The sequence below is a fragment of the Arthrobacter sp. Y3221048 genome, assembly GCF_059092685.1.
On sequence record NZ_JBNHHX010000001.1, the window covers coordinates 388,423 to 410,699 of the forward strand.

The 22,277-nt window shown below is 67.5% G+C and carries 13 protein-coding genes and 2 riboswitches; of the genes, 4 read left to right on the plus strand and 9 right to left on the minus strand.

From position 1 onward, the window contains the following. Positions 1 to 32: 32 nt before the first annotated feature. Entirely contained in the window at positions 33 to 860 is an 828-nt protein-coding gene (locus AC5RVS_RS01820) for an endonuclease domain-containing protein (RefSeq protein WP_494106897.1), read from the minus strand. 769 nt (positions 861 to 1,629) lie between these two features. Between AC5RVS_RS01820 and AC5RVS_RS01825 the strand changes: the two genes are divergently transcribed. Then, positions 1,630 to 2,619 (plus strand): ArsR/SmtB family transcription factor, encoded by a 990-nt coding sequence (locus AC5RVS_RS01825; protein WP_494106898.1) that lies wholly within the window; start codon positions 1,630 to 1,632, stop codon positions 2,617 to 2,619. A gap of 246 nt (positions 2,620 to 2,865) precedes the next feature. Here the strand turns inward: AC5RVS_RS01825 and malQ are convergent, their stop codons facing one another. Next, entirely contained in the window at positions 2,866 to 4,971 is a 2,106-nt protein-coding gene (malQ, locus tag AC5RVS_RS01830; RefSeq protein WP_494106899.1) for a 4-alpha-glucanotransferase, read from the minus strand. 122 nt (positions 4,972 to 5,093) lie between these two features. After that, positions 5,094 to 5,186, plus strand: a riboswitch (SAM riboswitch). A gap of 91 nt (positions 5,187 to 5,277) precedes the next feature. On the opposite strand from malQ, the gene AC5RVS_RS01835 reads away from it, so the two are divergent. The 3 genes from AC5RVS_RS01835 to AC5RVS_RS01845 all read left to right on the plus strand — a co-directional run bounded on the left by AC5RVS_RS01835 (position 5,278) and on the right by AC5RVS_RS01845 (position 13,400). Further along, a complete protein-coding gene (locus AC5RVS_RS01835; protein ID WP_494106900.1) occupies positions 5,278 to 6,753 on the plus strand; it encodes an O-acetylhomoserine aminocarboxypropyltransferase/cysteine synthase family protein in 1,476 nt (491 codons plus the stop codon). After that, complete coding sequence (locus tag AC5RVS_RS01840; protein WP_494106901.1) at positions 6,750 to 7,247, plus strand: CoA-binding protein; 498 nt, start codon at positions 6,750 to 6,752, stop codon at positions 7,245 to 7,247. Before AC5RVS_RS01835 ends, AC5RVS_RS01840 begins: the two co-directional genes overlap by 4 nt. A 285-nt stretch (positions 7,248 to 7,532) precedes the next feature. Further along, positions 7,533 to 13,400 (plus strand): Ig-like domain-containing protein, encoded by a 5,868-nt coding sequence (locus AC5RVS_RS01845; protein ID WP_494106902.1) that lies wholly within the window; start codon positions 7,533 to 7,535, stop codon positions 13,398 to 13,400. A 255-nt stretch (positions 13,401 to 13,655) separates the two neighbouring features. On the opposite strand, the gene AC5RVS_RS01850 is transcribed toward AC5RVS_RS01845, so the two are convergent. The 7 genes from AC5RVS_RS01850 to AC5RVS_RS01880 all read right to left on the minus strand — a co-directional run bounded on the left by AC5RVS_RS01850 (position 13,656) and on the right by AC5RVS_RS01880 (position 21,714). Next, positions 13,656 to 14,462, minus strand: a complete 807-nt coding sequence (locus AC5RVS_RS01850) for a carbon-nitrogen hydrolase family protein (protein ID WP_494106903.1) — start codon at positions 14,460 to 14,462, stop codon at positions 13,656 to 13,658. Between the two features lie 209 nt (positions 14,463 to 14,671). Further along, positions 14,672 to 16,069 carry a pyridoxal phosphate-dependent decarboxylase family protein gene (locus AC5RVS_RS01855; RefSeq protein WP_494106904.1) on the minus strand — a complete coding sequence of 466 codons (1,398 nt, stop codon included), beginning with the start codon at positions 16,067 to 16,069 and terminating at the stop codon, positions 14,672 to 14,674. A 129-nt stretch (positions 16,070 to 16,198) separates the two neighbouring features. Further along, on the minus strand, positions 16,199 to 17,014 hold the full coding sequence (locus tag AC5RVS_RS01860) for an energy-coupling factor transporter transmembrane component T family protein (protein ID WP_494106905.1): 816 nt from the start codon (positions 17,012 to 17,014) through the stop codon (positions 16,199 to 16,201). Beyond that, the gene (locus tag AC5RVS_RS01865; RefSeq protein ID WP_494106906.1) at positions 17,011 to 18,735 is read right to left on the minus strand and encodes an ABC transporter ATP-binding protein; all 1,725 of its coding nucleotides are present in this window, start codon (positions 18,733 to 18,735) and stop codon (positions 17,011 to 17,013) included. The genes AC5RVS_RS01860 and AC5RVS_RS01865 overlap by 4 nt, the downstream gene beginning before the upstream one ends. Beyond that, positions 18,722 to 19,348 carry an ECF transporter S component gene (locus tag AC5RVS_RS01870; protein ID WP_494106907.1) on the minus strand — a complete coding sequence of 209 codons (627 nt, stop codon included), beginning with the start codon at positions 19,346 to 19,348 and terminating at the stop codon, positions 18,722 to 18,724. The genes AC5RVS_RS01865 and AC5RVS_RS01870 overlap by 14 nt, the downstream gene beginning before the upstream one ends. 16 nt (positions 19,349 to 19,364) lie before the next feature. After that, on the minus strand, positions 19,365 to 20,036 hold the full coding sequence (locus AC5RVS_RS01875) for a YkoF family thiamine/hydroxymethylpyrimidine-binding protein (protein WP_494106908.1): 672 nt from the start codon (positions 20,034 to 20,036) through the stop codon (positions 19,365 to 19,367). Positions 20,037 to 20,069: 33 nt separating this feature from the next. Beyond that, positions 20,070 to 20,180: riboswitch (TPP riboswitch) on the minus strand. Positions 20,181 to 20,424: 244 nt separating this feature from the next. Beyond that, entirely contained in the window at positions 20,425 to 21,714 is a 1,290-nt protein-coding gene (locus tag AC5RVS_RS01880; protein ID WP_493988550.1) for an adenylosuccinate synthase, read from the minus strand. Positions 21,715 to 22,277: the final 563 nt, after the last annotated feature.

Consider the following 22,277-nt stretch of genomic DNA (forward strand, 5'->3'; position numbering starts at 1 on the left):
GCCTGCATGGCTCCGGAGAAAACCTCTGGCACTCAGGCAACACGCCGCAACATCGTCATGACCTCGGCGACAACGTTCTGGGGCGTGAAGACAAGATCCTCGTACACGTACCGCAGGGTTGGAAACCCGCTGAGCATGCCGGCGTTGTTCCTTCTGCGGTCCTTCTTGAAAGTCGCCCGGTTCCAGTGGAAGTCGAACCCATCGAGCTCGATGATGATTCGGCCTTCCACCACCATGTCCACTCGTCCAAGCCCCTGAATCGGTACCTGGGTTTCCACCCGAAGCCCGACCGTGTGGAACAGGTCGCGGGCGATAATCTCGAGCGGCGAATCGGCGTCGTCACCGATGCTCAAAACGACTGCTCGACGCATGCCGTTGCGTTTGCCAGGAAGCAGCTCCACCAGTTCAGCTTTGGTGACGACACCCCTGCGCACGGCTGATTCCGCTACGACCAACGCCTCCAGCCGAGGCCGGCATCGGATGGCGTGCAGTACGCAGTCCAGGATGCTCACGTAGCTCCCAGGCCGCTGCCTCCCCAGCAATTCGCCTCGGTGCTTGACGGTGGACGGCGGCTGCCGGCTATGGAGCGTCCACAGGTGCAGTCGATCCGGGTCTTTGATCGTCCAAAGCCCTAGTTCCCGAGCCGCTGAAATGCAGGTAATCAATCCGTTGGCCAGCACGGCTACGCGTACGTTCGCATCAGCCTTCTCCGTACCGACGATTCCTTGGCGGAGCACAGTGATCACGCCGTTCTTGATGGCTGCCTGGATCTGGTCTCGGCTGAAACCGCAGCGGGCCAGTTCGCTGGCCGGGAGTGTTCCACCGCGCCGTTCAACGTAACCAGCTATCGCCTCGTCCATATCCACGAGCATGTAGGCTGCGGCCGCGGACAGCTAGACGGCCGCACTCCCTGTGGACAACGTGCTGGGTGGCCTGGGCAGACCTTGGGATTGAGATGAGGTGGGCGTGCCTTTACAGGAGGGGCGCACCAGGCGTGTGCGTCAGTAGCGGCCGCCGAATTGATAAATCTGCGTACGGACCTTGTCCCTGTGCTCCTCCATCAAGGCTTCCTTCGCGGCCCCGGCTTGCCAGGCTGAACGGAGCCAGCGGGCCGCCGCGGCCAGGCCATGGAAAGTGGCGGTTACGAAATTCCCGGTAGCGCTGAAGACGCCAGTCCGTGTAGCCGCGTGCACCGGCTGCGACAGGCTCAACGGCGCGCCTGCATTGCTAGGGCGAGCGGTGGCAGTGGCCGGACGGCCCGTTGCAGTCGTGGCACGGAGCAAGGCGGCAGTGGAGGACTGGCTGGAGCGGTATGACCGGCCATCAGCGTCGAGGATGTGGTGCGGGGTTTGGGTGCAGGTAGTCATGACTTCAGATTCCGCCCATCGGACATCGCCAGCCACGATTCGGCACAACCCGAATCCGGGAATAATCCCGGGAGCCCTGGTGGATAGAAAACCGGGAAGCGGCGGGCCCATGGGGCCGAGGGATCGAGGAAGCGGAAGGTGCACGCGAGCGGAAGGCCACAGGAAGCCGGAAGTCCGAAGCAACGACGCCACCCCCGGCCCTCCCGGATTCGGTCCAGCCCGAATCCTCGACTGGCGTGACCGGCAACCTTACGCTGTTTCCATGCACATTACGCTCAGCAGCGAGGACCTCACCAAGGTCCGGTTTGAGGCGGCGCCGCTGGGCGAAACCGTCGCCAGTTTGCGCGCCTTGCAGGTGGGCACTCCCATCCACCGCCCATGGATCGAAGCCACCAAGCGGCGCATCGCCGAGTCGGCCGACCCGCAGGCCCGCGGCCACCTGCGCCTGCTGACTGCGCTGGTTCCACCGAAGGGCTTCCTGGCTGACTCCATCACCCCCACCCCGAGGTACCAAGACACGTTCGCCGAGGGGCTCGCCGCCGTCGCCGATGTGCCGCCGGAGCTGTGGCAGCGTGACGTCGCCCACCTGCTGAACCAGAGTCCGGTCGGTTACGCCCGCGAGGAACTGCAGCGGCTCGCGGAGGATATCGACGCGGGCATCCCACGCATCACCGCCGCCCTTGAGTGGTACTGGGGCACCGCCGTCGAGCCGGTATGGCCGCGCCTGCGCTCCCTGCTGTTGGCCGATATCGACAGCCGGCTGGCCCAGCTGGCGCGCGACGGCATCCTGGAAGTGTTCAAGAGCCTGCACCCCAGCGTCCGTCCCACTCCCACCGGCTTGGAAATTATGCGCGGCTGTGAGGCCGACGACGTGCCCGAACCCGGCGGCGGGCTGCTGCTGGTGCCCAACGCGTTCGTCTGGCCCAACACCTTGGTGCTCAACGTGCGGCCGTTCGTGCCCACGCTGACCTACGCGCCGCGCGGCGTCGGCCGGCTCTGGGAAGCCAGCCGCGAGGCGACGCACAGCCCGGTGGCGCGGCTGCTCGGCAAGACCCGGGCGCAGATCCTCGCCCAACTCGATGTCCCGATGACGACGACGCAGCTCGCCCGCTGCCTGGACCTCGCCGCCGGGACGGTCAACGAGCATCTCAAGGTCATGTCCGAGAGCGGTTTGGCGGCCACCATGCGATCGGGCCGCGAAGTGTTTTATCGGCGGGCCGAAACCGGCGAAGCGCTGCTGGCCCGGCTGTAGCGACCCGGCCACGCCCCCGGCACTGTCCACGTTTTGGGGAAAGCTTTTGCCTTTGTCCTAGTCAGCGCCAGACCCCGCTCCAAGATATGGACAGTTCCTGCTGAACGTGGACAACTGTCACCTTCAGCAGCGCCCCCGTTCCTTGGCAGGGTGGGTCAGGCCACTCGTCGCGGGCGACGGTGCGCTTCCGTCCAGGGGTAGGTAACCCCGGCCGGCGCCGGTGCGGCGCGCCCCGCGTGGACCCGCCTACCGCTCCCGCAGGGCGCGCACCAGCGAGTCGAACCTCTCGTTGCCCGGCAGGTCCTCGATCAGGATGGCTTCCCCGTCCGGCCCGGCCAGCGGAATACGCCAGTTCGGGTACTCGTCCGCGGTGCCCGGCTGGTTCTGGGTCCGCCTCTCCCCCACGGCGTCGGTGAGGGCAACCCCCAGCAGCACCGAAGGGGTCTGGGCGATGTAAGCGTGAAGTGCCTCAACGGTGCGTTGTTCGGCGGTGGTGCCGGCGCCGTCGTCGTGCTCGGCAGCCGGAACCCGCGAGCGCACCAGGGAAAGCACTGCCTCCTGGGCTGCCTGGTCCAAAGCCCGTTCCTCCTCCACCGGCCGGTTCAGCAGGCCCAGGGATTCGCGCAGGTCCACGTGCTCACCGGCGAGGTAGCCGGCGGTGGGCGGCAGGTCGTGGGTGGTGACGCTCGTGAGGCAGGAGCGGCGGTACCCCTCCGGCGGGCGGGGGCTGCCGCCGTCGTACTCGAACCACAGGATGGAGGTGCCCAGGATGCCGCGCTCCGCCAGGTAGTCCTGCACCCCCGGCTCGAAGACCCCGAGGTCCTCGCCGATCACGACGACGCCGGCCCGTTCCGCTTCCAAGGCGAGGATGCCGATCAAGGCCTCGTGATCGTAATACACGTAGGCGCCTTCGCCGGGAGGGCCGCCGACGGGGATCCACCACAGCCGGAACAGGCCGAGGATATGGTCCACCCGGATGCCGCCGGCGTGCCGCAGAATGGTCCGCAGCATGTCCCGGTAGGCGGCATAGCCGGATTCCGCCAAGCGGCGCGGGTGCCACGGCGGCTGGGACCAGTTCTGGCCCTGCTGGTTGAACATGTCCGGCGGCGCGCCCACCGAGATTCCGGGGGCCAGGACGTCGTGCAACGTCCAGGCATCGGCGCCGGTCGGATGGACGCCGACCGCGAGGTCATGCATTACCCCGATGTTCATTCCCGCTTCGACGGCGCGGCGTTGCGCCGCCTCGAGTTGCTCGTCGCACAGCCACTGCAGCCACTGGTGGAACTCGATGCGGTCCTTCAGTGCGCTGCGCTGCGACTCGATGAACGCAGGATCCAACCACTCGGGAGCGCCTGGCGGAAGGGTTTCGGCGAGCGCGCACCACAGGGCAAAACGCTCCAGGCCCTCGCCCTCGTGACTGCGGAAGGCCTCGAAGCGCTGCTGCCGTTCGGCGGATCGGGGCACCGCAAAGACCGCTTCCAGGGCCTGCAGCTTGGCCGCAAAAATGGGGTCACGGTCCAGAATGCCGGTGTCCAGGTTTGCCTCGTGGAAGTTGTTGGCCAGCGGGATGTCCCGGGATTCCGGCACGTCCTCAATCCGCAGGTACAGCGGATTGACGAACCGGCGCGTTGCGGGCAGGTAGGGCGAGGGCTCCACCGGCGGCATGGGTTGTGCCGCGTGCAGCGGGTTGATCAGGACGAAGCCGGCGCCCTTGGCGGCAGCCGTCTCGGCGAGGCTGGCAAGGTCCGCGAGATCACCGATGCCCCAAGAGGACCGCGAGCGCACCGAGTACAGCTGTGCCATCAGGCCCCAGGTCCGGGGAAGCTTGTCGGCGGTGGTGAGCCGTCGCGGAGTGACCACCAGCGCGCACTGTGCCAGGCTGCCGGATGGTTCCGCGGCCGCGTCGGTTCCGGGCGCCTCCGACCGTTCCGCAACCTCAAGCGTGTGCCAGCCGAGCGGGAGGTCAGCCGGCAGAACCGCCGTGAAACGGCCGCCGGGGTCACCTTCCGCGCCGGAACTGCCGGACACCACCTCGACGTCGCGCCAAGACCCGTCCTCCAACAGGACCCTGACACGCGGGCGGAGGCCCGCCGCGACATTGACAGGAACCTCGGTGGCGGCGCCTTGGCGAAGGACGACGGCGGGCGGCAGCGTGCGCTGCAACGGCTCGAGCTCGGCAGCGCGGAGGGATGCGGCGACATCGTCGTCGGTCGCGCAGGGGACGTCAAGCGCGGTGAGGACGGCAACCAGGGTTGCCGGTCCGACTTCTTTCTCGCCGCCGTCCCAACCGCGGAAGGTAATGCCGACACCGTGTTCCTGTGCGAGGCGCTGCAACGCCGAGAGCTCAGCCATAGACCCAATCTACGGGAACTAGGCGGACCTTTGCCGGGAGGTCGGCGCAACCGGCAGGCTAGGCGGACGCAACGCGGCTCAACATTTTTTGGCGCCGCGGCAGTTGGTTGCGAGAATGGACGCGACCATCCCGAGCGGTTGAGAGATCTGGCTCTTTGACACCGCAGCAACCATCCGGCCTACCGGAAAGGTGCTACCGCCAGAAGCGATGGAGAGAGCGCAAGCAATCTTTGATCCGGACGACGCCCGCGCGGCGCCGCCAGGACCGTCATTGCCCGGGAACCCAAGTTTTGAAGGAGCTGCCTGATGGCTGAACGCACATTCGGTTTCCGCACCCGTGCCCTGCACGCCGGCGGCACGCCCGACGCCGAGCACGGCGCCCGGGCCGTACCGATCTACCAGAGCACCTCGTTCGTGTTCAAAGACACCGACGACGCCGCCAACCTTTTCGCGCTGCAGAAGTACGGCAACATCTACTCCCGCATCGGCAACCCCACGGTCGCGGCGTTCGAGGAGCGCATCGCCTCGCTCGAGGGCGGCATCGGCGCGGTGGCCACGTCCTCGGGCATGGCCGCCGAGTTCATCACCTTCGCCGCCCTGGCCGGGGCGGGCGACCACATCGTGGCCTCGTCCAAGCTCTACGGCGGCACCATCACCCAGCTGGACGTGACGCTGCGCCGGTTCGGCGTGGAGACCACGTTCGTCGACTCCAACGACCCTGCCGACTTCGCCGCGGCCATCAACGAGAACACGAAGGCCGTCTACACGGAGATCGTGGCCAACCCGTCCGGCGACATAGCTGACCTGGCGGGCCTGGCCGCCGTGGCGCACGACGCCGGGATCCCCCTGGTCGTGGACGCCACCTTGAGCACGCCCTACCTGATCCGCCCGATCGAGCACGGCGCGGACATCGTGATCCACTCCGCCACCAAGTTCCTCGGAGGCCACGGCACCACCCTGGGCGGCGTCGTCGTCGAATCCGGCCGTTTCAACTGGGGCAACGGCAAGTTCCCGCAGATGACCGAACCGGTGCCCAGCTACGGCAACGTGTCCTGGTGGGGCAACTTCGGCGAGTACGGCTTCCTCACCAAGCTCCGGTCCGAGCAGCTGCGCGACATCGGCCCGTCGCTGTCCGCGCAGTCCGCGTTCCAGCTGCTGCAGGGCGTGGAAACGCTGGCCCAGCGGATGGACGAACACCTGGCCAACGCCCGCACGGTGGCCGAGTGGCTGGATGCCGACGAGCGCGTCTCCTGGGTCAGCTACGCCGGCCTGCCCGCGCACCCGCATTACGAGCGGGGCCGGAAGTACCTGCCCAAGGGCGTGGGCTCCGTGTTCAGCTTCGGCGTCAAGGGCGGCCGCGCCGCGGGCCAGAAGTTCATCGAATCGCTGCAGCTGGCCAGCCACCTGGCCAACATCGGCGACGCCCGCACCCTGGTGCTGCACCCGGGATCGACCACCCACCAGCAGCTGACCGCCGACCAGCTGGTGGCTGCCGGCGTGCCGGAGGACCTGATCCGCATCTCCGTAGGCCTGGAAGACGTGGACGATATTCTCTGGGACCTGGACCAGGCGCTGGCCGCCTCGCAGCAAGCAGGCGCCGAGCACGGCCCCAGCCGTGACCATGAGGACGACGCGTTCAACACCTCCGAGTTCGCCTCGCCCAGCTATGCCGGCGAGTCCTGCACGATCCCGGCAGCGCGTGCCGCCCGGACAGAGCCCGGAACGCGCGTAGTCGAGTCCGTGGAAGAACTGATCGAAGCCGAAGAAGGAGCCGCCAAGTGACCGCGACACCAGAACGCACCCGGATCGGCCCGTCCGCGGCGGAGCGTCTGAACATCCTGCGCAACACCAAGTCCATCGCCATCGTCGGCGCCTCCGACAAGCCGAGCCGGGCCAGCTACTTCGTTTCGACATATCTGCTCTCCAGCTCGCCGTACAAGGTGTACTTCGTGAACCCGGTGGCCAAGGAAATCCTCGGCCAGCCGGTCTACAAGTCGCTGGCGGACCTGCCCGAGGTACCGGACCTGGTGGACGTGTTCCGCAAACACGACGACCTGCCCACGGTGCTGGAGGAAACCCTGGCCGTCGGCGCCAAGACCCTCTGGCTTCAGCTGGGTTCCTGGCACGAGGAGGTCGCGGCCAAGGCCGAGGCCGCCGGGCTGAACGTGGTGATGGACCGCTGCGTGAAGATCGAGCACGCCCGCTTCCACGGCGGCCTGCACCTGGCCGGCTTCGACACCGGCGTGATCTCCTCCAAGCGGCAGCTGACCGCCTAGGGCGCGAGGCGCTTCCCCAACGACGGCGCCACGCTGTACTAACGACGGCGGAGTGGTCGCCATTGCCCGGACGCGCCGTCGACGGCTTAGGACCGGCAGGCGCGAGGCCGCCGCCGATCGCAGCGAAAGCCCGCCCCTTGTCCCCGTCCTCCCACGTGGATGGCCGGAGCATGGGGCGGGTTTTTTCCTGCCCGAAAGTAGCTAGAAGAAGCCTCCAAGGATTTCCCCAAGGTCCTCATCGGATGCTGTGGCCAGCCACACATCACACGACTAGGGGGAGTCACCGTGTTTACTGCACCAACCGATCCACAACCGAGGAGGGGCACCGAACGTGCCCACAAGGGGAAGCCATCCTTCCCCCAAAAAGTTACGGCAGGGCTCGCCGCGCTGGTGTTGGGCGCGGGCGTACTGCCCTCCGCCCTCGCCCCCGCGGCGTTGGCAGCGCCGGTAGGCCAAGGCCTGACCCTCAATGCCGGGGACATGAGGTTCATCCTGAAGCAGATCAAGATCGCGGAGAACCACGCAACCAAGGAAGACGCCGACGGCAAGCCCGTGCCGGGTCAGCCGCTCCTCGGCCCCGGCCCCAACCAGATAGCCAATCCGCTGCTGCCCTACGGGCTGCGCACCGTGGACGGGTCCGACAACAACCTGGTCCCCAACCAAGGGCACTTCGGCGCCGCCAGCCTGCCCTTCCCGCGACTGGCAGAACCGGAATGGCGGACCACCGCCGGGGGCCAGTCGTACAAGTCGGTCAACGTTCCGATGATCCGGGACGCGGACCCGCGCTTCGTCAGCAACGTCATCGTCGACCAGACCTCCAGCAATCCGGCCGCGATCGCTGCGGCCGGCAAGGCGCACCGGACGGTGAACGACGGCCCGACGGCGGTTCCCTGCGACGCCGAGGGCCGGCCCCTGAATTGCGTGCCCGAAGGCGAGACCCTTGACATCCCGAATGTCACCACCGACTTTGGGCTCTCGCCACCATACAACGGCTTCTTTGCCCTGTTCGGCCAGTTTTTCGACCACGGCATAGACTTCACCAAGAAGACCAGCAACGTCGTCATGATGCCCCTGGCGAAGGACGACCCGCTGTACGTCGAGGGCTCGCCCACGAACTTCATGCTGCTCAACCGGGCGGAGAACCAGCCCGGCCCCGACGGTGAACTCGGCACCGCCGACGATATCCAGGACGCCACGAACACGGACTCTCCGTGGGTCGACCAGAGTCAGACCTACGGTTCGAACCCGTCCCACCATGTCTTCCTCCGGGAGTACGAGCTCAACGAGGAGGGCGACCCGGTCTCGACCGGCGAACTGGCCGAAGGCGCCCCCGGCGGCATGGCCACCTGGGCGGACATCAAGGCCCAGGCCGAGACCATGCTCGGCCTGAGGCTCTCCGACGCCGACGTCGTCAACATCCCGATGCTGGCCACCGACCAGTACGGGCGCTTCCTGCGCGGTCCCAACGGGCTGCCGCAGTACATCACGCAGGACAAACAGTTCGTGGAAGGGAACGTGGAAAGCCCCGTTGCGCCGCCGGAGAATGTCCAGCGGATCGGCATCGCGTTCCTGGACGATATCTCCCACTTTGCGGCACCGTTCGACTCGCGCGGCGCGGCGCTGGCACCCGACGGAGACGACGGCATCACCCCCACCAGCGGCCGGCAGGACCCGGGCACCTACGACGACGAAATGCTCAACGCGCACTTCGTTGCCGGCGACGGCCGCGTGAACGAGAACATCGGACTCACCGCCGTCCACCAGGTCTTCCACTCGGAGCACAACCGGCTGGTCACCTACATGGAAGAACTGCTGACGTCCCTGAACCTGGACCTGAACGAGTGGAAGCTCCCCAACGGCGAATGGAACGGGGAGCGTCTCTTCCAGGCCGCACGGTTCGTCACGGAGATGGAGTACCAGCACATCGTCTTCGAGGACTTCGCGCGCAAGATCCAACCGGGCATCAATCCGTTCAACGTCTTCACCCAGGCGGACACGGCAATTGACCCGGCGATTGAGGCGGAGTTCGCCCACGCGACCTACCGCTTCGGACACTCCATGCTGACGGAGACTGTGGACCGGAAGACCAACACCGGCGCCGACATCGGCCTGCCGCTGCTGGACGCGTTCCTGAATCCACCGGCCTACTACGCCAACGGGGACAGCACAATGACTCCCGAGCAGGCCGCAGGCGCGATCGCGATGGGCATGACCGACCAGGTGGGCGCTGAACTCGACGAGTTCGTCACCGACACGCTGCGCAACAGCGTTCTGGGCCTGCCCCTGGACCTGGCCGCGCTCAACATCGCCCGCGGCCGGGAGACCGGCGTCCCGTCGCTGAACAATTTCCGCAAGGACCTCTACGCGAAGACGAGCGAGTCGTCCCTGAAGCCCTACAGCAGCTGGGTGGACTTCGGGCAGGCGCTGAAGCATCCGGATTCGGTGGTCAACTTCATGGCCACTTACGGCACGCACCCCAGCATCACCGGGGCGACGAGCATTGATGCCAAGCGCGCGGCGGCGCAGAAACTCTTCGACATGAGCCCCGACCCGGCGGCGGAAACTCCGGCCGATGCCTACGACTTCGTCAACAGCAACGGGGACTGGGACAACGACGGCGCCGCCTCCAAGACCGGGCTCGACACGGTTGATCTGTGGGTGGGAGGCCTGGCCGAGGCGCAGAACCTCTTCGGCGGGCTGCTCGGCTCCACCTTCAACTACATCTTCGAACGCCAGATGACGGACCTGCAGGACGGGGACCGGCTTTACTACCTGTCCCGCACCTCGGGCCTCAACCTGCGGGCCCAGCTCGAAGGCAACTCCATGGCCGAGCTGGTGATGCGCAATACCGACGCCGCTTCGCTCAAGGCGGATGTCTTCGGCGTCGCCGACTGCGAGTTCGAGATGCGCAACATCGTCCACACTACGGGCAACAATGTGGCCGATGATCCCACCTCTGCCTGTGACGAGTCGGCACTGCTGCTCCGGATGGCGGACGGCACCATCCGCTACCGCGTCTCCAACAGCGTGGACCGTCCGGGCCTGAACGCCCAGGCGACCTACAACGGCAAGGACGACGCCGGCGGCGCCGACGGGACGGATCGGATCTGGGGCGGCGTCGACAACGACACCGTCTGGGGCAACGGCGGCGATGACATCATCGAAGGCAACGACGGCGCGGACACCCTCCTGGGCGGCGCCGGCAACGACCGGATCACCGACTCCCACGGGGACGACGTGCTCAAGGGCGGGCCGGGCAACGACGCAATCGACGCCGGTCCCGGCCTGGACATCATCATGTCGGGCGACGGAGACGACTTCTCCAACGGCGGGCTCAACGGCAACCAGACCTTCGCCGGCGAGGGCAATGACCTGGTGATAGCCGGCGACGGACCGGACACGGTGTTCGGCGGCGGCGGCGATGACTGGCAGGAAGGCGGCAACGCCAACGACCTGCTCCAGGGCGACAGCGGCGCACCGTTCTTCGACGACATCAACAACCCCGGCCACGACGTCCTCATCGGCGACAGCGGCGAGGACGACTACGACGCCGAGGGCGGTGACGACATCATGGTCGCCGGCCCCGGGATCGAGCGCAATCACGGCGTCTACGGCTTCGACTGGGTGACCCATGCACGGTCCGTGGAAGCGGCCGATTCCGATATGCGCATGGTCATCGTGGAGGGCCCCAAAGCGCTAAAGGACCGGTTCCTGCTGGTCGAGGCCCTCTCCGGTTGGGACAAGGACGACGTCTTGCGCGGCGACGACGTCGTTCCCGCCGATCCGGACAATGAGGTCGAAGTGCCCGGCCTCACAAACACGCTCGACGCCGAGGGCATCAAGCGGATCGCCGGCCTGGCCGACCTGCTACCCGCCGGTGCTACCGATTTCGGCGCCGGCAACATCATCATCGGCGGCTCCGGCAGCGACCAGATCTGGGGCAACGGCGCGGATGACATCATCGATGGCGACAAGTGGCTGAACGTGCGGCTAAGCGTCCGCGACGCCCGGGGCGCTGAACTGCGGTCTGTCACCACCTTAAAGAGCATTCAGGCCGACATCATGGCTGGCCGGATTGACCCGGGCGACGTGGTCATCGTGCGGGAAATCCTCAATAGCGCGGCTCCCACTGACATCGACACCGCCAACTTCTCCGGCGCACGCGATGAATACGAGATCACCACCGCCAACGGAGTCACAACTGTGGCCCACGTCCGCGGCACCGGGGACGACGGCACCGACACCATCACCAACGTCGAGCGCCTCCGGTTTACCGATCGGACCGTCGACCTCACCGCCCCGGAAGATACCGAGGGACCTACGGTGACGGACCGCTCTCCGGCTGACGGGGCAACTAATGTGGCAGTCGGGTCCGACATCACGGCGACCTTCAGCGAGGACGTCCAGGGGATCTCCGGGACAACGGCCACGCTGACGGCCGCGGAAGCAACGGCACCGACCGCGGCCACCGTAACCTACGATCCGGTGACCCGAACGGCGACGCTCGACCCCGTGGCGGACCTGGCGATCGACACGGTCTACACCGTTGCGCTCGCCAACGGCATCCGGGACGCGGCGGGCAACCCGCTCGCCGCCACCAGCTGGACGTTCACCACAGCCGGACCGGCTCCCTCGGTGACCGGGCGCAGCCCTGAGGCGAACGCCACGAACGTGGCCACCAACAGCAACATCACCGCCACCTTCAGCGAACCGGTCACCGGAGTCGACGGCACCACCTTCCGGGTCACCAACGCGGCCGGCACGGCAGTGATCGCTAGCGTCAGCTACGACGACGCGACCCGGACGGCTACCCTCGACCCCGCCAACCTGCTGGTGAACCGCACCTACACCGTGCAGCTGACCAGCGGCATCCGGGATCTGCAGGGCAATGCCCTGCCGGCCACTACGTGGAACTTCACCACCGAGGCCGCACCGGTCATCACCGAACGGACCCCGGCGGTGAACGCCACGAACGTGGCCACCAACAGCAACATCACCGCCACGTTCAGCAAACCGGTCACCGGAGTCAACGGCACCACCTTCCGGGTCACCAACGCGGCCGGCACGGCAGTGACCGCAACCGTCAGCTACGACGATGTGACCCGGACGGCTACCCTCGACCCCGCCAACCTGCTGGCCAACCGCACCTACACCGTGCAGCTGACCAGCGGCATCCGGGACCTTTCGGGTAACCCGATCACGGCAACCACGTGGAGCTTCACCACCGAAGCCGCGCCGGTTATCACCGCACGCATGCCGGCGGTGGACGCCACCAACGTGGCCACCAACAGCAACATCACCGCCACCTTCAGCAAACCGGTCATCGGAGTCAACGCCACTACCTTCCGGGTCACCAACTCGGCAGGCACGGCAGTGGCTGCAGCAGTGAGCTACGACGCTGCAACCCGGACGGCCACCGTCAACCCGAACGCCAACCTGCTGACCAGCCGCACCTACACCGTGCGGCTGACCAACGGCATTACGGACTCAACGGGTAACCCGATCACGGCCACCACGTGGAACTTCACCACCGAAGCCGCGCCGGCCATCGCCGGACGGACCCCGGGGGTGAACGCCGCCAATACGGCCACCAACCGTAATCTGGCGGTGACGTTCAGCGAACCGGTCCGGGGCGTCAGCGCCAGCACGGTGACGTTGAGGACCGCCGCGGGCACGCTCGTACCGGCGACGGTCAGCTACGACGCTGCGAAGCGCACGGCCACGCTGAAGCCCAAGGCGATCCTGCCGAGCAGCACCCGTTTCACGGTCGGGCTCACCAACGGCATCACCGACATGAGCGGCAACCGCCTGCCGGCCTCCAGCTGGAGCTTCACGACGGAGAGCCGGCCCAGGGTGTCCAAGCGGACGCCAGCAGCCGGAGCCAAGTCGGTCAGCCGGAGCGGCAACGTCTCGGTGACGTTCAGCAAGGCAGTCTCCGGTGTTAGCGGCTCCAGCCTCAAGCTGGTCGACAGCAAGGGCAAAACGGTTTCAGCCAAGGTCAGCTACAACTCGCGGACCCGGACGGCAACCCTGAATCCGTCGGGCAACCTGAAGGCTAATGCCAGCTACACAGTTCGGCTGAGCACCAGCATCAAGGATGCCTCGGGCAACCGGCTGTCGGCCACCAGCTGGTCCTTCCGGACCGGACGGTAAATAACCGCTCAAACAGGAAGAGTCCAGGCTTCGGAGAAATCCGGGGCCTGGACTCTTGCGTGCCGGGAGCCGGGGGCTCACGCTAGCCGCCGCGTCCCCGTCCGGCGGGATGACAGAAGCCGCGCCACAGCTTGTTGGGGGGATAAGCTGTGGCGCGGCTTCCTCATCTACGTAATCGCGGCCGGGTACGGAAAAGTTACGGGTTCGGCGAAACTTTTTGAAAGAGTTTTCGGCCGCCGCCGGCCGCGGGCACCATCAGTGCGCCGCGACGATCTCCACGCTGCTGGCGAGCCGCCGGTTTTTCAGCACCGGCAGGAACTCGCGCACCTCGTCGATCCGGCGCCTGGTCACGTCAACGGTGACCACGCCACGGAGTTCATCGTCCAGGAAGCCCTTCGGAATGCCCATCGGGTCCAGGATGGCCGAATGCCCCACGGTGTTGGTGCTCGACGTTCCGGCCGCGGCCACCCAGCAGGTGTTCTCGATGGCACGGGCGCGCAGCAGCGTTTCCCAGTGTTCGATCTTGTGGTCTCCCTTGAACCAGGCGGCCGGCACGCACAGCAAGTCGGCGCCCTCCGACGCCAGCGCGCGGGCGAGCTCGGGGAAGCGCAGGTCGTAGCAGGTGAGCACCCCGATGTTCAGGTCGCCCAGCTGCACGATCTTCAGGCCGCCGTCGCCGGGCTTGATCCGCTTGGACTCCTGGTAGGAGAACGCGTCGTAGAGGTGGAGCTTGCGGTAGGTGTCGACGATCCGGCCCGTGGCATCGACGATCACCAGCGTGTTGTACGGCCGTTCCTCGCCGCTGGATTCGTAGCCGCCGGCGATGATCGCGATGCCGACTTCAGCGGCGATGAAGGACAGCTGCTGCACGAACTTGGTCCAGTTGGCGTCGACGGCCGCCGCCAGGTCGCCCTCGACGTGGCGAACGGTGAACATCGATTCCTCGGGAAACACGACCAGCTCGGCGCCGTCGGCCTTGGCTTCTTCCGCGAGTGAGCGCACCGTCTGGAGGTTCTCCGTCACGTCCCCGCTGGGGTTGAGCTGTCCGACGCTGATCTTCATAATGCGCTCCCGTCTTGATGGCGGTGTGTGTCCTTCCAGCCTACCTAAGACCAACTTGCCCGGCGCTTCCGCGGGCGCAGTGGATTCACCGCCCGACGGCGGCGCGCCGGCTCAGTGGTTAGTGGCGTCGATCCCGGGGGCGGCTTTGGTGGTTACCGGCGCCAATCCTTGGGCCGACTTGCGGAGTGCCCCGGCAATCCCGGCCGGCTTCAGCGGCTACCGGCGCAGCGCAGGATGGCTTCCACGGAGCGGTCGGCGTCTTCTTCGGTAGTGGACCAGTTGCTGACGCTGATCCGCATGGCGGCCCGGCCGTGCCACGTGCTCCCCGAGAGCCAGAGTGTTCCGTCCTCCTGCACCCGGCGCACCACCTCGCGGGTGAAGTCGTCCGGGTCCGAGCCGTCCTGCGGCGTGAACCGGACCAGCACCTGGTTGAGCACCACGTCGTTGAGGATCTGCACGCCGTCCGCCTCGGCCAGCCGCCCGGCCATCCGGGACGCCAGCGAACAGCAGCGCCCCACGAGGTCCGCCACCCCCTCGCGGCCGAGCGTCCGCAGCGCGGCGTAGGCCGGGAAGCCGCGGGCACGCCGGGAGAACTCCGGCACCCACGCCACCTCGTCCCGTTCGGCGCCGTACTCCAGATAGGCGGCATGCGGCGGGGACATCGTGCGCTGGTGCACCTCGGCGTCGCGGACAAAGGCCACGCCGGAGTCGTACGGAACGTTGAGCCACTTGTGCGCGTCGGTGGCCCAGGAGTCTGCCAGCTCCACGCCGTCCACCAGGTGCCGGTAATCCGGGCTGGCGGCGGCCCACAGCCCGAACGCGCCGTCGACATGAACCCAGGCGCCGTCCCGCCGTCGTACTCGTTCCACCGCCGGCCGGATGGGATCGCAGGAACCGGTGTTCACATTGCCGGCCTGCAGATTAACGATCAGCGGCAGGTGGACGGGAATCCGGTCCAGCACGGCGTCGAGCGAGTCCAGCGTGATGCGGCCCTGCGCGTCGGTGTCCACCGAATAGATCCTGCGGCGGCCCAGGCCCAGGTACTGCAGCGCGGTCAGCACGGTGCTGTGGGCTTCTTCCCCCACAACGACGGCGATGTCCGGCGCGCCGAACAGGCCGTCGCTGACCACGTCCCAGCCCGTGCGTTCCAGCACTGCCGTCCGTGCCGCGGCCAGGCAGGTGAAGTGGGCCATCTGGCAGCCGGTGACCAGCCCGAAGCCGGAATCCGCGGGCAGGTTGAACAAGTCCAGCAGCCAGGCGCCCACTGCCTCTTCCACCACGGAGGCGGCCGGACCGGCCACATACAGTCCGGCGTTCTGGTCCCAGGTGGAGGTGAGCCAGTCCGCGGCGAGCGCGGCCGGTTGGGCGCCGCCGATCACGAAGCCGAAGTAACGCGGACCTGCCATGGCCACGGCAGCCCGCCCGCCTACGTCGGCCAGATGCTCAATGACCGCCTGCGGGTCTTCGCCCCGCCGCGGTAGCTCTCCCGCCAGCTCGCGGCGCAGGGCCGCCACGTCCAGCCCCGATTTCACCGGGCGCCCGGGCAGGGATTGCAGGTATTTTGCGGCCAGCTCGGCCGTCCGGCGGAGAAGTTCGTCGTCCCCCATGACGAGCATGTTACGCCGGGACCCTGCCCTGCGACAGGCGGAAGGGCCGGCACGCTCTTGCTGGCGGCAGGTTCCAGCAGCGTCGGGGGTCGACCAGGGGTCCGGGATGGCCGCCGATCGTAAGGGTTGTCAGCTGCCGAGCGCTTCAAAGCCCGCCAGGTACCCCAGGGCATGGCTGGTGAGCAGGACGGCCGCTAGGACCGCCAGGACGCCGGCGACCATCAGCCAGTCCGCGCCGGTCAGCGGGATCCTCCGCCAAATAGTCCGCGGACTCAGGCCCAGGCCCCGCGACTCCAGCGCCTGTGCCATCCGTTCGCCCTTGCGCACAGAGACGACCAGCAGGGCAAACGCCGCATTCCCGTGGGCGCGCAAGCCGCACGGCAAGGAACCGTCCGGACGGAGCCGGGCCCGGACGGCGTGGGCCTGCCGGATGGTCAGCCATTCCCGCGGCATTTCCTGCAGCATCCGATACCCGGCCAGGATGGCGTAGGTGATCCGGGGCCCGAGCCGGGCGTGCTGGTGCAGGCTGCCCATCAGCGCAACGCCGTCGGTCGAGGCAATAAAACCGATGGCCAGGATCCCGATGACCAGGGTGCGCAGGGCCAGGGAACCGCCGACGGCGAGGCCCTCGACTGTAATCCGCAGCGGCCCGGACTCCCATAACACCTCGCCGGGCCGGCTCAGCGCGTTGACCATGAAAATCCCCAGCCCGAAGGCGACGAAGGGTACGTGCGCCAGCGCCATGGTCCTGGGCCTGAGGCGTGTGGAGGCAGCGACAGCGGCCAGGGCGACCAGGTAGAGGACGGCAGGCGTCACCGGATCGAAGATGAAGATCAGGGTCAGCGACACCACAAACAGGAGCGCGAGCTTGATGGTCGGATTGCGCCGCGCCAGGACGCCGCCGGCGACGGCGGAAACCGGGCCGGGGGCGAAGGCGGCGCTCATGCCCGGCTTCCGATCTGCGGATGAACCGTACCGGCGCGGGATACCGCAGCATCGAGCCGGTCAAGGACCCGCCGGATCTCGTGGGCCGAGGCGAACTCGGCCAGCAGCCATTCGATCAGCGGCGGCAGCCGCAGGCCGGCACGCTGCAGGACCTCAGGGTCGCGCAGGACGTCGAAGACGGGGCCGTCGGCAATTACCGTGCGGTCCGCGATCACGATGGTTCGGTCAGCCAGCGTCGCGACGGTCCGCAGGTCGTGGCTGGAGAAGAGGATGCCGCGGCCAGCGGCGGCGGCCTCCTTGAAGGCTGCCACCGTGGCGATCGTGTCCCGCCGGTCGAGGCCGAACGTGGGTTCATCAGCCAGGAGCGCAGGCCACTCGTGGGCCAGCATGGCCGCCACGCTCAGGCGTCGCTTTTCGCCGCCCGACAACCGGAAGGGGCTCTGGTCCGCCACATGGGTGAGCCGGTGCTGCGCCAGGAGGCGGCCGAACCGTTCGGCGGGAGCGTCGGGAAGGCCGTGCCGGACTTCGTCCTGGACGGTGTGTGCCACGAACTGGTGCTCGGGGTTCTGGAACACCATCCCCGGACGTTCCCCGCGGATGGTTCCCGCCGCCGGCTGCAGGAGCCGGGCGAGGGTGAGCAGCAAGGAGGTCTTGCCGGCCCCGTTGGCTCCCAGCAGGGCTGCAATTTCGCCGCGCTTCAGCCGGAGGGTCACATCATGGAGAATGGCCGATTCCGGCCGGACATCCCCCGCGTTCCGGCGCTTTTTCCGCCCGGGTACCGTCCGCGAGACGGAGAGACTCTCCGCGGCCAGCACCGTCTCGCCGACCGCGGGCGCCGCGGCATCCTGGGCGTGGTCCGGCGCTGCCAGCTGCCGCAAGGCCGAGCAGACGTCGGGCGCGTCGAGACCGCCGGTCCGGCCCGTGACGGCCAGCAGTTCCGTCTCCAGCGGCAGCCAGCATCCGGCCTCATTCAGCCGTACGGCATGGGCCCCCAGCACTTCGGCGGTCACGCCGTCGGCCAGGACCTGGCCTGCACCGCCCAGGACGACCGCCCGGTGCGGCAGGCCGGCTATGCCCGCTTCACCGGCGTAGTCGTCCAGCCGGTGTTCGACCAAAACCACTGCCGGCCCGTAGGCGGCCGTGGCAGCGGCGACGGCGTCCCGCACAGCGGCCAGGCCTGCCGGATCGAGCATGGAGGTGGGTTCGTCGAGCAGCAGCAGGTCCGGTTCGGCGATGAGGCCGGCAGCCAGCGCCACCCGCTGGCCTTCTCCGCCGGACAGCTGGGCCGTTGGGCGGCCGCGGAGGCCGGCGGCACCGACCGAAGCCAGCACTGCGTCGATCCGTGCCGATATTTCCTCCGGAGGCACCGCACGGTTCTCCAGCGGCAGCGCCAACTCCTGTTCGACGTCCGGAAGACAGACCCCGGAGGAGGGATCCTGGGCCAGCACGCCGACGTGGCGGGAAAGCTCGGCGACCGAGGAATCGGTCGTGGCCAAGCCGTTGACCGACACCGTGCCGGTGAGGGTGGCGACCACCGAGTGCGGGACCACCCCCGTGACGGCCTGCAGCAGCGTGGACTTTCCCGATCCGGAGGCACCAAACACGATCAGGTGTTCCCCGGGCTTGAGCCGCAGCATGACGTTGCGCAGCACGGCTGTGTCCCGCCGGGGGAAGCCTACGGATACGTCATCGAGCTCCAGGACCGGGTCAGCGGTGCGCATCGGTTGTGCCCATCCGGGCGCGGCCAATCGCAAAGTTGTCCACCACGCCGGTCTTCGCCAGCCCCTCGACGATGATCTTGCCCAGCAGCCCGCCCAAAATCACGCCGGAGATCAGGTGGATGACCAGGCGGGTCCAGAACAAGTCCTGTCCGTACCAGCCGGACCGGAAGGCCGAATAGAAGAAGACCAGGCCGGCGCCGAACAGTCCGGACAGGGCGTAGGTAAGCCAGCCGTAGGAACGGTAGCGGGTGGCCGCGAACGGGATCTCGCTGCCAATGCCCTGGATCGCGGCTGCCACGAACAGCAGCGGACCGACGGCGGAGCCCAGGAACACCACCTCGATCACCGAGGCCAGGACCTCGGCCAGCACGCCGGCGAAGGGACGCTGGACAATCGCGATGGCGATCGGAGCCACCAGCAGCCAGCTTCCGGCCAGGAAGTGCTGCGACAGGTCTCCGGCCGGCCCCATCAGCAGGGACAGGGCGGTCCAGGCCTGGACGAAGACCCAGTAGAGAAAACCGAAGACGACGCCGAGGACAACCAGGAGGACGAGGTCCTTCAGGGTCCAGGCACCGCGCGGGAGGGCATGCTGCTGCGAAGACGATGATGACATGACTGGTCCTTCCGCTTCAGGAGGCGCTGGGGCTGTTGATGGACAGCGTCGCGTGCGTGGTGACGTGCTGGACGGAACGGCCCACCAGTATCCAGCCGGCGGCAACGGCCTGCAGCACCTGGGCAACATCGCCGTCCAAGCGGGTGACAAAATGCTCCGCCTGCACGGCAACACCTGTGGACTTTGCATAGTCGATGGCGGCGTAGATATCGCGCATGTGGTCGGCTGAGGCGCCGCCGGTACCGGCGTCGGCCAGTGGATACAGCGCCCAGTCGGCCGCGGCCTCGATTCCGGTGGGCTCCAGCTCCGGGATCTCCGAGTACAGGGCGGCGCCTCCCTCGGGTATTTCGCAGCTGACGCCGCCGGGGCAGCCCCGGGACAAGAGCACGGAAGCCGAGACATGCGCCCCGGTGCGTCCCGCCGCGGCAATCACTTGGCTCAGGTAGCGCAGCACGTCCTGCTCGGCGCCGGTCAGGTAGGTGCTCACCTCACCGGTCTGCACCTCAAGGCCGGTGGCGTCGGCCTCGTCCAGTGCCGCCAGGATGAAGTCGGCATAGTTGTCGGCCATCACCGCCAGGGTCAATCTCGCGCCCACGCCGAACTCGCGGGGAGTGGCGGTGAACTTATCGCTGCCGGGGGCAGCAGTGGGGGTGTTCGTCGCTGTGACGATCGAGTCTGATGTTCGCATTTTCGCGCCCTTAGGTTTGTTAAACGGGGCACGGGTAGTAAAGAGTCAACGTCCCTGCGCTGGCATGATCCAGATCAGGTTCGACGGTCGAAACTTGAGAAGTTTCCTCTCAGCCCGGCTCACCGGACTCCCGTGTTGCCCACGAGTCTAACCCATGGCGCGCACCGGACACGAAAAGGTTTAAGCGCGGGGCCGGGAACGCAGCGGGGCGCGGACATCGCCGCCCCCGCCCCGCCGTCATAATCCATCGGTGACGGTCCGACGGCTAAGCCGGCCATCGCCGTCGTCATCCATCGGTGACGGTCCGACGGCCGAACTGCGCCCCCGCCGTCGTACTCCATCGGTGACGGTCCGACGGCTAAGCCGGCCATCGCCGTCGTTAGTCCTGCTATTCGCTGATCAGGTCCCGGACCACGATGGTCTGGTCGCGGTCGGGGCCCACGCCGATGGCGGAGAACCGGGTGCCGGAGAGCTTTTCGAGCGCCAGCACGTAGTTGCGGGCGTTCTCCGGCAGGTCTTCCAGGGTCCTGGCGCCGGTGATGTCCTCGGTCCAGCCCTCGAAGTACTCGAAGATCGGCTTGGCGTGGTGGAACTCGGTCTGGGTCATCGGCATTTCGTCGTGCCGGACGCCGTCCACGTCGTAGGCCACGCAGACCGGGATCTGTTCGATGCCGGTGAGCACGTCCAGCTTGGTCACGAAGTAGTCCGTGAAGCCGTTGACCCGGGCGGCGTGACGGGCCAGCACGGCGTCGTACCAGCCGCAGCGCCGCGGCCGGCCGGTGTTCACGCCGAACTCCCCGCCCTTCTTCTGCAGGTACTCGCCCATGTCGTCGAACAGTTCGGTGGGGAACGGCCCGGCGCCCACCCGGGTGGTGTACGCCTTGATGATGCCCACGGCACGGTTGATCCGGGTGGGGCCGATGCCCGAGCCCACGGACGCGCCGCCGGCCGTCGGGTTGGAGGAGGTCACGAACGGGTAGGTGCCGTGGTCAACGTCCAGGAAGGTGGCCTGGCCGCCCTCCATCAGCACGACCTTGCCCTCGTCCAGCGCCTTGTTCAGCACGTAGGTGGAGTCGATGACCATCGGGCGCAGCCGCTCGGCGAAGGACAGGAAGTACTCGACGACCTCCTCCACGTGCACGTCCCGGCGGTTGTACACCTTGACCAGCAGTTCGTTCTTCTGCCGCAGCGACCCTTCGACCTTTTGCCGCAGGATCGATTCGTCGAACACGTCCTGCACGCGGATACCCAGCCGGGCCACCTTGTCCATGTAGGCGGGGCCGATGCCGCGGCCGGTGGTGCCGATAGCGCGCTTGCCCAGGAAGCGTTCGGTCACCTTGTCCATGGTCTGGTGGAACGGGGCAACGAGGTGTGCGTTGGCGGAGACGCGCAGCCGCGAGGTGTCCGCGCCGCGGGCCTCGAGCCCGTCGATCTCCTCGAAGAGGGCCTCAAGGTTGACCACGCAGCCGTTGCCGATGATCGGAGTGGCGTTGGGGGACAGGATGCCGGCCGGCAACAGCTTCAGCTCGTACTTCTCCCCGCCGACGACGACGGTGTGCCCCGCGTTGTTGCCGCCGTTCGGCTTGACCACGTAATCCACGCGGCCGCCGAGCAGGTCGGTAGCCTTGCCTTTTCCTTCGTCGCCCCACTGGGCTCCGACGATCACAATTGCTGGCATGGGATCCTCCCCCATTCGATGCGGCGGAAGCCCCGGACAGACTGCACATCAAGGAGCCGCTGCCGCGCATGAGAACGCCCCTCACTCCGGGCGGAGTATTTGGGGCTCTTACCCGCCAAGTTTAGCGGATGGGCCTCAATCGACCGGAATCCGCGCCGCCTGATTGGTTCCAAGGCGGAAACCGGGAAGCGATCGCAGCCCTCAGACGCCCGAGGCGGGACGTCGCTCCCCGGGGCGGGAGCCGGAAAGCGATCGCAGCCCTCCGGCTCCCGGAGCGGGACATCGATCCCGGGCTGAACAGGAAAGCGGTCGCAGCCCCTCAGCTATTGCAGCCCCTCCAACTACCGCACCCGCGACGTCGATCCCGGGGCGGAACCGGGACGGCACGTCGAGTGGAGAGAAGATGCAGCGAAACCGGGCGTAAACCTACATCTTCTCTCCACTCGAAAAGCGAGGGCTCTCGCGCCCGGATGCGGCAGCGCTCTAGAGGTTGCGCAACGCCCCACAGCACGACGGCGGAGCGCTGCCTGCTCTGGCCTGTACCGGCGGAGCCGGGTAGCCTG